The organism is Mycolicibacterium novocastrense (assembly GCF_001499835.1).
Taxonomy (GTDB): Bacteria; Actinomycetota; Actinomycetes; order Mycobacteriales; family Mycobacteriaceae; genus Mycobacterium; species Mycobacterium novocastrense.
In genome coordinates this window covers 88,334-100,880 of the sequence record NZ_LQIH01000008.1, presented here as the reverse complement: position 1 = coordinate 100,880, position 12,547 = coordinate 88,334, and the positions used below count along the sequence as shown (strand labels likewise).

The following is a 12,547-nucleotide window of genomic DNA, read 5'->3' as shown; positions in this document are numbered from 1 at the left end:
GGTCAACCAGGCAGGCTCGCCAGGGCGTACTCGGTGATCGCGATCAACGCCGCCTTGGCCGACTGCCGGTCACGCGCGTCGACGGTGATCACCGGAACGTGCTCGCCCAGCGCCAACGCCGTGCGCACCGCGGCGACGGGATGACTTGGCGCGCCGTCGAATTGATTGATCGCGACGAGGAAGGGCAGCTTGCGCGCCTCGAAGAAGTCGACCGCGGCGAAGCTGTCCTGCAGACGCCGCACATCGACGAGGATGATGGCGCCGATCGCGCCGCGGACGAGGTCGTCCCACATGAACCAGAACCGCCGCTGCCCGGGGGTGCCGAACAGGTACAACACCAGGTCGTCGGCCAGGGTGATGCGACCGAAGTCCATGGCTACTGTCGTGGTGTTCTTCTGCGGTGTGGCTTCCAGACCGTCGACACCCGCCGATGCGGTGGTCACCAGAGCCTCCGTCCGCAGCGGCATGATCTCGGAGACCGCGCCGACGAACGTCGTCTTCCCGGCGCCGAAGCCACCGGAGATGACGATCTTCGTGGAGGCGGTCTCCTCAAAGTGCCTTGAGGCCACGCAGTGTCCTTCCTATCAGCTCACGTCTTTCGTCGACGTCGGCCGACTCGCCCAGGGTGCTGCCGACCGCCACATAACCCTGCGTCACGAGATCCCCGATGAGCACCCGCGCCACGCCGAGCGGCAACGATAACTTCACCGCGATCTCGGCAACCGACGGGTGGTCGACGCACATCGCCACGATCTGCCCGCGCACGTCGTTACCCGGCCAGCGCGGCGGCTTGGCCGAGTCGACCGTCTCGATCGGTGCTTCCAGCGGTAACGAGACGCGGGAGTCGGTGCGTCCCGCGGTCAGGATGTAGGGCCGGACCAGGCTCGGCTCGGCCGTAACGTCGCCCTCCCACTGGTCCATCGGCGGCTCACGAATGCTGGGGTGCGCGTCGTCGCGCGGACTGCACGACGGTGCCCACCCGCTCGACCAATACCGCCATCTCGTAACCGATCTGGCCGATGTCGCAATTGCGCGCGGCCAGGGTGGCCAGATTCGAGCCGTCGCCGACCCGCATCAGGAGCAGGTAGCCGTTCTCCATCTCGACGACCGACTGCAGCACGTGGCCCCCGTCGAAGAGTTGGGCCGCACCCGTGGACAGGCTCGCCAGTCCGGAGGCCACCGCCGCGAGTTGGTCGGCCCGCTCGGTCGGGATGTGCTCGCTGGCCGCCATCAACAGCCCGTCGGCCGAGACCAGCACCGCGTGGGTCACCCCCGACACTTCGCGCGCGAATTTGGAGACCAGCCAGTCCAGCGAGTCGCGCTGCGTCGAACGAGCCGGATAAGTCATTCGGTATCGGTCCCTCTGGTCTCTCGTGCGTGCGAGCGCCCGGCGTGCACCCCGCCGAAGTGGCTGCTGATGCTGGCGCGAACGGCTTCCGGATCGCGTTGCGAGGCTCCCGGTGGCGCGTCGAACTCAGCCGCCGATGCTACCTCGCCGGTTTGGGCGGCACCCGGCACGAGGCGGGCACCCGGCGTGCGCACCGGAAGACCTTCGTCGGTGACTTCGGTGACGGGGGCCTCGTCGGCGGCGGCCGCGACCGACCACCCGTGGTCCCACACCGACTCCCAGTTCAGGTCCTCGCTGTTGGCGAGTTCGGTCGGGTCGACCAGCCACTCCGACAGCATGCTCTGGTAAATCGAGTCATCGGCATCGGCCGTCTGCACCGTCTGCGTCCGCGCCGCAAAGAAACTCGACGTGTCCGTCGGCCGGCCGGCCGGTTCCGGCTCTTCGTCCTCCCCCGCCGGCGGGGTCGGCACGGCCGAGATTCCGCTGGCGCCGGGATCGCGCTGCGGCAGCACCGACGTGTCGCGGTACTCGGGCTCGGCGTGATCCTCGTCGAGCGCCAGCGCCGTCGCGATCCCCGCATGGGCGTCGGCGGGTGTGGCGTACTCGGGCGCGCTGAACTGGTGCGGCTCGCCCGGTCGCCTCAACAACTCCGCAGGCACGTACACGCCCGCTGTGGTGCCCGAATCGGGTTCGCCGCCGATGGTGGACCGCAGCCGGACCACCAGCCCGTGTTGCGTGGCCAGGCGACCGACCACGAACAACCCCATGTGCCGCGCGGTGTACGGGTCGACCTGTCCGCCCGATTGCAAGCGGGTGTTCGCCACCCGCAGATCCGACTCGGTCATCCCGAGCCCGATGTCGCTCACCTCGATGACCAGTCCGCCGTTGGCGGTGTGTACGGCCGACACCCGAACCTGCGAGATCGGCGGCGAGTAGCGCAGCGCGTTGTCGAGCAGTTCGGCCAATAGATGCACCAGATCGCCGGCGACCGCGCCGACGACCTCACTGTCGGGCACGGTCGCGGTGACGACCCGGGTGTAGTCCTCGACCTCGGAGGCCGCGGCGTTGATCACCGCGGCGACCGGGACCGGCTCGGCCTGCTCGCGAGGCACTCTCGCGCCGGACAGCACCAGCAGGTTGGCACCGTTACGTCGCATCCGGGCGGCCAGGTGGTCCAGCCGGAACAAGCTTTCCAGCCGTTCGGGGTCCTCTTCGTTGCGCTCCAGCCGGTCGATCAATGCCAGCTGCTGGTCGACCAGCGAGCGGCTGCGCCGCGAGAGCGTTTCGAACATGTCGGAGATCTGCAACTGCAACCGGGACTGTTCGGCGGCGAGGAACACCGCCTGCTCGTGCAGCTCGTCGACGGCATGCGCGACCTGGCCGACCTCCTCGGTCGTGTGCACCGGGATCGGCGTGATCTGCGGGGCGTCACCGCCGGCACGCACCCGCTCGATCTCCGCGCCGAGGTCTTCGTGGGCGACCTTGAGTGCACCGTCACGCAGCCGCCGCAGCGGTCGCACCAGCGTGCGCGCCACCAGGATCACGATGATCAGCGCGAGCAGCATCGACACGCCGACGATGACCGCATCGCGGATCAGGGTGGCGCGCTGGGCATCGGCTCGATCCCGCACCGCCGATGTGACGGCCTCGCTGGTCCGGTCGATGATCTGGCGGGCGATCTGGTCGGTCACGGCCACCGACCCCAGCAGTTCGGGGTTGTTGACCAGCGGCACCGCCGGGTCGGTCATCAGCGCCATCCGCTTGACGAACTCGGCCTGCAGCTTCTTGGCGTCGGGCGATCCGACACCGAGCACCTGGTTCATGCCGAACAGCGTCGACGGCTCGGTGCCGGCAAGTGCGATGACCGCTGTCCGCAACTCGGGCTCGGGTAGTTCCGCGCCGCGGGTCAGGGCGAGCGTCTGCATCGTCATCTGTCCGCGCGCCCCGATCGCCCGGGCCAGACCAACCGTCTGCGCGCGGATGCGTTCGTCGTCGACGCGGACCGATCCGGTCACCGCATCCTCGGCGGGCAACAGCAGCAGCGCGTACGCCTGGATGCCCTCGCGTAACCCGATGCTGTTCGAGGTGACCCTGTCCATCAAGGCCTGACCGTCGTTGATCATCGTGGTGATGCCCTGGCGGACGTCCGGGGCCACGTCGGTGGCCTCCATCCGCAGCTCGAGCTCACGACGGCTGGTGTCGAAGCGGCTCAGCGCAGTCTGCATGTCACCCTCGGTCGAGGTGGCCAGCATCGCCGCTTCCAACGACTCCATGTAGCCCTCGATCGCCGGCACCATTTCCGCGCGATCGGCGGCGCGGCGCAGATCGGCTTCGGCGGTCACGTCGCCGTAGATGCGTAAGCCGCCGAACGTCGCGGCCACGATCAACGGCACCACGACGATCGCGAGCACTTTCCAGCGGACCGGCCAGTTGGACAGGGCCCACCGCGACGGCCGTTTGACCGGTGGCTGCGGTTCGCGTTCGAAGTCGATCAGCGTGCCGTCGGACTGCTTGAGTTGGGAGAACACGCTCATCGGCATACGTCCGTTCGGATACTTCCCACTGATCTTCTACTGATATGCCCACCCGGCGGGCGCGTTCCGGCCCTGGCAATTGGACGAGTATGCCAGCGATATGCGGCCGAATCCACCATTCTTACTGAACAGACAGAGTTCATAACCGCAGGTGAAAGGCGGTGTGAGGATACCGAGCAAATACCGGGACCCGATCGTGATACGGCCCCGGCTGCGGCAGCCGCCTACGCCGGGCGCAGGATCGCGACGAGGAAGTCGGAGTCGTCGGTGAACGGCCGCAGGTCCCACGTGGACAACAGCAGATCGGGCGCGAGACCAGCGTTCGAGGCGTCGTCGAAAAAGTCGGCGAACGCGTAGTCGCGGCCGGCGCCGAAGCCGATCACCGCCCGCCCGTCGTCCTTCAGATGAGCGCGCAGCCGGGTGAGCACCTCGCCCCTGGTGCTCGGCGCCAGGAAGGTCATGACATTGCCCGCCGACACGATGACGTCGAACTTCTCGGTGATGCCCCGCGCGGGCAGGTCGAGTTCGGCGAGGTCGCCGACGAGCCACTGGGGGCCGGGATGGTCCTGTTCGGCCGCCCCGATCAACGCGGGGTCGACGTCGACGCCGACGACGCGGTGACCGGCGGCCGCCAGGTAGCCACCCAGTCGACCGGGTCCGCAGCCCGCATCGAGGATGTGGGCGCCGCGGGGAACCATCGCGTCGACCAGGCGCGCCTCGCCCACCAGATCGTCACCGGCTCGCGCCATCGCGCGGAATCGTTCGATATACCAGTGGGAATGGCCGGGGTCGGCCGCCACCTTCTGCATCCAGAGGCTTTCCGCGACCATGCGAGCATTATCCCAAACGCCCCGAAGCGCGCTGCCACCGAGAGGTCGTCGTTGTTCAATCTCTTGTTTTTCTCGCCGCGGATCGCGCCCAATACGGGCAACGCGATCCGGATGGTGGCGGCCACCGGCTGCGAACTGCACCTGGTGGAACCGATGGGCTTCGACCTGTCCGAGCCGAAGTTGCGGCGGGCCGGCCTGGACTACCACGACCTGGCGTCGGTGACCGTCCACCAAGATCTGCCCACGGCGTGGGCCGCGATGGCGCCGGGCCGGGTCTACGCGTTCACCGCGCACGCGTCGACGTCGTTCACCGACATCGAGTACCGGCCGGGTGACGTGCTGATGTTCGGTCCAGAACCGACCGGCCTCGACGAGGCGACGCTGGCCGACCCGCACATCACCGCGCAGGTGCGGATCCCGATGCTGGCCGGAAGGCGCTCACTGAACCTGTCGAACGCGGCCGCGGTCGCGGTGTACGAGGCGTGGCGGCAGCACGGGTTCAGCGGCGCGACCTGATCACCAGGAGTTGAAGTGGGCGACCTGCTCGACGGGTAGTCGCTTGGCCGGGCGGAAGTCGGTGCCCTTGGTGTAGGCGATCGGGAACAACCCGCCCTGGCTGTACTGGTCGTGCGGAATGCCGAGGATGTCGGCGGCCTGCTTCTCGCCCTCCCCCAGCAGGTGCAGCGTGGTCCACGCCGAACCGAGACCGCGCGAGCGCAACGCCAGCATGTAGCTCCACGCCGCGGGCAGCAACGACCCCCAGAAGCTGGCGCTGACGGCGCCGGGCACGCCGTCGACCCGCCCCTCGAGGCACGGAATCAACAGCCAGGGCGCCTTTTCCATGTTCTCGGCGAGATACTCGGCCGACGACACCACGGCCTGGCGCCGCTCGCCTCGGCTGTCCCCCTCGGCGTACTCGGGTTCGGGCATGGTGCGGTACAGCTTCCAGCTGGTGCGATAGATGTCGGCGAGCGCCTTCTTCTTCTCGGCGTCGTCGACGAACATCCACTGCCAGGCCTGCGCGTTCGATCCCGTCGGTGCCTGTATCGCGATCTCCAGACACTCCAGCAGCACCTCGCGGGGCACCGGCTTGTCGAAATCGAGCCGCTTGCGCACCGAACGGGTGGTGGTCAGGACTTCGTCGACGGACAGGTTCAAAGTCATTTTTCGAGACTACATTCGCACCATGGCAGTCAATTTCACCCAGGAGGTAGCCGACAGGCTTTCGTCGGACAAGCACGGCTGGTTGACCACCGTGGCCAAGTCGGGACAGCCCGTGCCGCGCTTGGTGTGGTTCTACTTCGACGGCACCGACGTGCTCGTCTATACCGCACCGAACGCCGCCAAAGTCAGGCATATCAGAGCGCATCCGCGGGTCAGCCTCAATCTGGACTCCGATGGAAACGGCAGCGGGATCATCGCCGTCGGCGGAACCGCAAGCGTCGACGCCGAGGACGCGAATCCGCTGGAGGACGAGCGGTATCGCGCCAAGTACGGCGAGTTCGCGGCCGGCCTCGGTTTCTGCGACGAGTTTCTCGCCGCCTACAACATGCGGCTGAAGATCAGCGTCGACAAGGTCTGGACCACGCCGACCGAGGGTTAGGGCCGGGTCGCCGCCGGCACCGTCGCGGTCCGAATCGGCCGCACCGCAAGCGCACACAGGCCGACCGCGGCGATCGCACCGAACGCGGTCCGTCCACCGGCCAGGTCGATGAGCGCACCGGCCGCCGGCGCGCCCAGGGCTTGACCGGCCGCGAGCGTGAAGAACGACAGCCCGACACCCGTGGAGGTGCTGTCGGGGTACAGCCGTGCGCCCCACAGCAACGCCAGTCCCGTCAACGCGATGTAGGACCCGCCGAACAGCGTGGCGGCCACGATCATGACGACGAGGCTGGACGGGGCGACCGCCAGCAGCGCCGTCGCGGAGGCCATCGTAACGGTCGCGGCCACCCAGGCCCACTGCAATCCGATCCGCTGCACCGCATCACCTGCGAGCGCCCCGGCGATACCCGCTGCGCCGATGACAAGCCACAGCGACAACGAGCGGGTGGCGCCGGCCCCGCCGACCGTGGTGATCAGGTCGCGGCCGAACGTCCACACCGCGACGCTGCCGACGCCCGTCAGCAAGGATGCCAGCAGCAAGCCGAAAGTGCCTGGGCGCCATAGGCGATCAACCCGTTTCGCGGCGCGCCGCGTTGAGGCGGGGACGGCATGGAACACCCAGAGCGTCACCGCCGCCGACACCAGCGCGTACACCACCCACGCGGCGCGCCAGTGGCTCAACAACAGCAGCGCGATCGGCGCCGACAGCAGCACACCGATTCCCGTGCCGCCGTTGACCACGGTTTGGGCGCGGTCGGCCCCCTTCGGTGGCACGTGCTGGGCGACGGCGGCGGCCAGTGGAGGTGAGACGATGCCGGTGCTACAGCCAGCGACCAGCACACCGACCGCGAGCACCCACGCCGAGGGCGCCAGCGCGATGAGGGAGATCCCCAGTGTGGCAACGACTCCGGCGGTAACCGCGACTCGTCGCGGGCCGATGCGGTCGGTCAGCAACAGGCTGGCGGTGATCGCCGCGCAGTAACCGATGTAGCTGCCGGCGCCGATCACGCCGGTGATGGTGGGGCTCAGACGAAAGGTTTCGCCGAACACCGGGCCGAACAGGCCGTAGGAGAACCGCCCGAAGCCGTAGCAGCAGGCGATGAGTGCGGTACCCGCACCGACGAGAAAATAGACGGGTCGCCGCACTGCTCAACCGTAGCGGGCTAGCGGAAGTCGCGAGATTTGGAGCCGATCGCCAAGGTGAGCTTGCCCATCCGCTCGGCGACGACGGTGACGGCGCCGGTGGCGTTCTGCACCTGACCGCGGATCAGCAGTGCCGGAGCCGTCTGCGCCAGCTTGCGGTACCGCGCCCACACCCCGCGCGAACAGATGACGTTGACCATTCCGGTCTCGTCCTCGAGGTTGAGGAAGGTCGCCCCCTGCGCGGTCGCCGGCCGCTGCCGGTGCGTCACCGCCCCGGCCACCAACACCCTCGAGCCGTCGGGCACGTCCAGTAGCTTGTCGGCCGGGATGACACCGAGGTCGTCGAGATCTCCACGGAGGAACTGCGTCGGATAGCTGTCGGGAGACACACCGGTCGCCCACACGTCGGCGGCGGCCAGCTCGAGTTCGGTCATCCCCGGCAGTGAGGGGACGTGCGACGAGGCGCCCACACCCGGCAGTCGGTCGGGCCGTTGGCTGGCGGCCGCACCGGCCGCCCACAGCCCTTCGCGCCGGGCGATGCCGAAGCAGCCCAGCGCTCCCGCGGTGGCCAGCGCCTCGGTCTGCGGCACCGACAGCTGCACCCGCTGCGTCAGATCCAACAGGGAATCGAACGCGCCGTTGGTCTTTCGCTCTTCGACGAGCTGCTCGGCCAGTTCGTCGCCGATGTGCCGGACCGCCCCCAGTCCCAACCGCACTTCGGTGCCCGCGTTCTCCAGGGTCGCGTGCGCCAGGCTGGCGTTGACGTCCGGCCCGTGTACGGTGACACCGTGCCGGCGGGCATCGGCCACCAGGGTTTGCGGGGAGTAGAAGCCCATCGGCTGCGCGCGCAGCAGCGCGGCGCAGAACGCGGCGGGGTGGTGCAATTTGAACCACGAGGAGTAGAACACCAGCGACGCGAAGCTCAACGAATGACTCTCGGGGAAACCGAAATTCGCGAAAGCTTCGAGCTTCTCGTAGATGCGGTCGGCGACTTCGCCGGTGATGCCGTGACGCTGGCGCATACCGTCGTAGAACCTGCTCCGCAGCCGGCGCATCCGTTCGGTCGACCGTTTGGATCCCATCGCGCGGCGCAGCTGGTCGGCTTCGGCGGCGGAGAAACCCGCACAGTCCACCGCGAGCTGCATGAGTTGTTCCTGGAACAGCGGCACCCCCAGCGTCTTGTGCAACGCGGGCTCCATCGACGGGTGGTCGTAGGTGACGGGTTCTTCCCCGTTGCGTCGCTTGATGTAGGGATGTACCGACCCGCCCTGGATGGGGCCGGGCCGGATCAGCGCCACCTCGACGACCAGGTCGTAGAACACGCGGGGTTTGAGCCGTGGCAGGGTCGCCATCTGGGCGCGCGACTCCACCTGGAACACCCCGATGGAGTCCGCTTTCTGCAGCATCTCGTACACGGCGGGCTCGGACAGGTCCAGTTTCGCCAGGTCGACGTCGATGCCCTTGTGCTCGCGCACCAGGTCGATGCAGTAGTGCAGCGCCGAGAGCATGCCGAGGCCGAGCATGTCGAACTTCACCAAACCGATTGCCGCGCAATCGTCTTTGTCCCACTGCAATACGCTGCGGTTCTCCATCCGGGCCCATTCGACCGGGCACACGTCGGCGATGGGCCGATCGCAGATGACCATGCCACCGGAGTGGATGCCCATGTGCCGGGGCAGATTGGAGATCTGCTTGGCCAGGTCGACAACCTGCTCGGGAATGTCCTCGGTGTGGGGTGCGTCGGCGAGGTTGCCCCACTGACCGAGTTGTTTGCTCCAGGCGTCTTGCTGGCCTTGTGAGAAGCCGAGCGCGCGGGCCATATCGCGCACCGCGCTGCGGCCGCGGTAGGTGATGACGTTGGCGACCTGCGCGGCGTAGTCGCGGCCGTAGCGGTCGTAGACGTACTGAATGGCCTTCTCCCGCAGGTCCGATTCGATGTCGATGTCGATGTCGGGTGGGCCGTCGCGCGCCGGGGACAGAAACCGTTCGAACAGCAACTCGTTGGCGACCGGGTCGACGTTGGTGACACCGAGCGCGTAGCAGACCGCGGAATTGGCCGCCGATCCCCTGCCCTGGGCCAGGATGCCGTTCTCCTTACAGAAGCGGGTGATGTCGTGGACCACCAGGAAGTACCCGGGGAAGGTCAGCTGTTCAATGACTTTCAGCTCATGTTCGATCTGCGCGTACGCGCGCGGCGCCCGCTGCGGCGGGCCGTACCTGTTACGGGCCCCCGTCATGACCAGGTGGCGCAGCCAACTGTCCTCGGTGTGGCCCTCGGGGACGTCGAACGGCGGCAACTGCGGTGCGATCAGGGCGAGCCCGAACGCGCATTGCTCACCGAGTTCTGCCGCGGCGGTCACGACCTCGGGTCGGTCGGCGAACAGTCGCGCCATCTCCGCACCCGATCGCAGATGTGATCCACCCAGCGGCGCAAGGTAACCGGCGGCCTCGTCCATCGAGTGGCGGGCGCGGATCGCCCCCATCGCCATGGCCAGCCGACCGCGTGACGGTTCGGCGAAATGGGCGGCGGTGGTCGCGACCACGCTCAGACCGAACCGGGGCGCCAGCTCGGCAAGAATGGCGTTGCGTTCGTCGTCGCAGGGGTGCCCGTGGTGGGTGAGTTCGACGCTGACCCGGTCGCGGCCGAAGCGGTCGACAAGGTCGGCGAGCGCACGGCTCGCCGCCTCGGGACCGCCTTTGGAAAGCGCCTGCCGGACATGGCCTTTGCGGCAACCGGTGAGGATGTGCCAGTGTCCGCCCGCGGCCTCGGTCAACGCGTCGTAGTCGTAGTGCAGCTTGCCCTTCTCGCCGCCGGCGAGGTGCGCCTTGGCGAGTTCGCGCGACAGCCGCCGGTAGCCCTCGGGGCCGCGCGCAAGCACCAGTAGGTGCGGGCCGGGCGGGTCGGGGTCTTCGGTCCGGTTGCCCCCGCCCAGCGACAGTTCGGCGCCGAACACCGTCGACATGTCCAGTTCCTTGGCGGCCTCGGCGAAGCGCACCACCCCGTAGAGGCCGTCGTGGTCGGTCAGCGCGATCGCCCGCAGATCGAGGCGGGCCGCCTCCTCGACCAGTTCCTCCGGTGTGCTGGCGCCGTCGAGGAAGCTGTACGCGGAATGCGCGTGCAGTTCGGCGTAGGGGATCGAGGACCTGGGCCGCTGGAGGTCGAGCGGTTGGTACTCGCCGCGCTTGCTCGACCAGGCGGGGCTGTCGCCGCCGTCGCCGATCTGCTCGTCGATGGGCCAAGCGCCGGCGCGCCGCGGTTTGCCGTTGAGCACGCGCTCCATTTCCACCCAGCTCGGCGGCCCGGTATGCCAGCCCATGGGGACAGTGTATCGAACTTGTGTTCGAATAATCCGGGCACTCGTTCTAATCCGGCCTCAATGCCCCCGTTATCCCCAAGGCCAGGTTCATCCACAGGGCGGACGCCGGAGTGCGCCGGTCGGCCGCTCCGCGTCTGCTCCCGCGGCTACATTCGCTCGTATGTTCGAACCGCTGCTCGAGACAGCCCAAGGCACTGGCGGTGCCGGCGCGGCCGGGGCGTGGGCGCGCATCGAGAACGCCGCCTGCGCGCGCCGGCTCTCGGCAGCGGCCGATGTCTTGGATCGGATGTACGCCGCCGACGGTTCGGCCGAGCGCGACCAATGGATCCTCGACAACTACGCCGCGGTCGCCGCCGAGATCGCCCCCGCCCAGCAGGTGTCGCTGGGAATCGCGGCGTCCCAGTTGGAGATCGCGATCGCCCTGCGCGACCGGTTACCTCGAACGAACGCGGTGTTCCTGACCGGTGCAATCACCTACCGCACTGTCGCTGCCATCGTGTTCCGCACCTACCTGATCCAGGATGGCGACGCGCTGGCCGGCGTCGATTCCGCTATCGCCGCGCATGTCCAGGGATGGACCGCGCTGTCATTAAACAAGTTGCACAGCGCCGACTATTGGGTCGACCGCTTCGACCCCGCTGCTGTGCGCCGCGCCGAGAACAGTTCGCGCAGCCGCTATATCGAGATCAAGGACAGCGGAGACGGCTCCGGTGTTGCCCATATCGAAGCTACGGTGTTCGCCCACCACGGCGAGTTCATCGACCAAAGACTTGACGCCTTGGCCGCCACGGTGTGCGAAAACGACCCCCGCACCCACGAGCAGCGTCGGGCGGACGCCGCCGCTGCGGCCATGAGCGGGACCCAATCACTCACGTGCGAATGCGGGTCTGGCGAATGCCCGTCCGCGGGTGTCACCGCGGGCGATGTGATGGTGCACGTCGTGGCCGGCGAAGACTCGCTGAATGATGCGACCCGGCCGAATTGGACGGCGACAAGCCCGTTGAGCCGATCGAGGCCGACGATCCCACGCTCGGTGGGCCGGCCGCGGCGGGGCCGGGTTATGTGATCGGTCGCGGAGTGGTGCCGGCGCCGATCGTGGCCGCCAAGCTCGCCGTCGCCAAGCGTCGACCCGTGAGGCATCCCGGGGATGCACCTCCGGAGAAGCGGCGTACTCCCTCGGCGGCGCTGGCGTGGTTCGTCCGCTGCCGCGATCTGACTTGCCGCTTCCCGAATTGCGGTAGGCCGGCCACTCAGTGCGACACCGACCACACTGTCCCCTATCCACGATGCGCCACGCAGGCGTCAAACCTCAAATGCCGCTGCCGAACTCACCGCCCACCTGGAGGCGGCTCGAGCCAAACGTGAGGTGCAACGGAAGTCGGCGCAGAAGGTTGCCAACCAGCAGCGCGCCGAAGCTGGAAAGCCCTGGGTGCAGCGCACATTCGGATAGGACGGCACCACCACCGTGCCCGCCGAGGCGCAGGCGATCCGCAAGGCCGCCCACACCATCCTCAATGGAGCTAGCTGTGGAGTATCGCTAAACAGTGGAATATCCAAGGCCTCAGAACATCTCGGAGTCGCCAATGGGGATGGCAGCAAGGTACGCAAGGAGCTGATGCGCCCCACCATCGCAGGTCTGATTACATATGACCTGAAAGCCGCGCAGGCCGAGACACGTAAGCACTGCGCCCGTACCGTAGGCCCGCGCCGATGCAGGAACGCACCGAGGAAGGCGATGGCATCGTCTATCACATCCCGATCGATCCCGAAGAG

General features: G+C 68.0%; 11 protein-coding genes. 3 read left to right on the top strand and 8 right to left on the bottom strand.

Translation table 11 applies throughout. From position 1 onward, the window contains the following. Positions 1-2: 2 nt before the first annotated feature. The 5 genes from AU072_RS08370 to AU072_RS08350 all read right to left on the bottom strand — a co-directional run bounded on the left by AU072_RS08370 (position 3) and on the right by AU072_RS08350 (position 4,712). The gene (locus tag AU072_RS08370) at positions 3-569 is read right to left on the bottom strand and encodes a GTP-binding protein (protein ID WP_064413345.1); all 567 of its coding nucleotides are present in this window, start codon (positions 567-569) and stop codon (positions 3-5) included. Beyond that, positions 550-921: a DUF742 domain-containing protein gene (locus AU072_RS08365; protein WP_064413344.1), complete on the bottom strand. Its 372-nt coding sequence runs from the start codon at positions 919-921 to the stop codon at positions 550-552. The genes AU072_RS08370 and AU072_RS08365 overlap by 20 nt, the downstream gene beginning before the upstream one ends. Positions 922-928: 7 nt before the next feature. Beyond that, complete coding sequence (locus AU072_RS08360; protein ID WP_064345702.1) at positions 929-1,348, bottom strand: roadblock/LC7 domain-containing protein; 420 nt, start codon at positions 1,346-1,348, stop codon at positions 929-931. Continuing rightward, the gene (locus AU072_RS08355) at positions 1,345-3,882 is read right to left on the bottom strand and encodes a HAMP domain-containing sensor histidine kinase (protein WP_064413394.1); all 2,538 of its coding nucleotides are present in this window, start codon (positions 3,880-3,882) and stop codon (positions 1,345-1,347) included. The genes AU072_RS08360 and AU072_RS08355 overlap by 4 nt, the downstream gene beginning before the upstream one ends. A gap of 224 nt (positions 3,883-4,106) precedes the next feature. Then, a complete protein-coding gene (locus AU072_RS08350; RefSeq protein WP_064413343.1) occupies positions 4,107-4,712 on the bottom strand; it encodes a class I SAM-dependent methyltransferase in 606 nt (201 codons plus the stop codon). Positions 4,713-4,763: 51 nt separating this feature from the next. On the opposite strand from AU072_RS08350, the gene AU072_RS08345 reads away from it, so the two are divergent. Then, positions 4,764-5,228 (top strand): tRNA (cytidine(34)-2'-O)-methyltransferase, encoded by a 465-nt coding sequence (locus AU072_RS08345; RefSeq protein ID WP_064413342.1) that lies wholly within the window; start codon positions 4,764-4,766, stop codon positions 5,226-5,228. On the opposite strand, the gene AU072_RS08340 is transcribed toward AU072_RS08345, so the two are convergent. Then, the gene (locus tag AU072_RS08340) at positions 5,229-5,876 is read right to left on the bottom strand and encodes a nitroreductase family protein (protein ID WP_064413341.1); all 648 of its coding nucleotides are present in this window, start codon (positions 5,874-5,876) and stop codon (positions 5,229-5,231) included. Positions 5,877-5,898: 22 nt separating this feature from the next. Here AU072_RS08340 and AU072_RS08335 point away from each other — a divergent pair, with 22 nt between their 5' ends. After that, on the top strand, positions 5,899-6,315 hold the full coding sequence (locus tag AU072_RS08335; protein WP_064413340.1) for a TIGR03667 family PPOX class F420-dependent oxidoreductase: 417 nt from the start codon (positions 5,899-5,901) through the stop codon (positions 6,313-6,315). Here the strand turns inward: AU072_RS08335 and AU072_RS08330 are convergent. Then, entirely contained in the window at positions 6,312-7,460 is a 1,149-nt protein-coding gene (locus AU072_RS08330; RefSeq protein ID WP_064413339.1) for a YbfB/YjiJ family MFS transporter, read from the bottom strand. The genes AU072_RS08335 and AU072_RS08330 overlap by 4 nt on opposite strands. A gap of 17 nt (positions 7,461-7,477) precedes the next feature. Next, entirely contained in the window at positions 7,478-10,774 is a 3,297-nt protein-coding gene (locus AU072_RS08325) for an error-prone DNA polymerase (protein WP_064413338.1), read from the bottom strand. A 160-nt stretch (positions 10,775-10,934) separates the two neighbouring features. Between AU072_RS08325 and AU072_RS08320 the strand changes: the two genes are divergently transcribed. Beyond that, positions 10,935-11,840: a DUF222 domain-containing protein gene (locus AU072_RS08320; protein ID WP_064413337.1), complete on the top strand. Its 906-nt coding sequence runs from the start codon at positions 10,935-10,937 to the stop codon at positions 11,838-11,840. Positions 11,841-12,547: the final 707 nt, after the last annotated feature.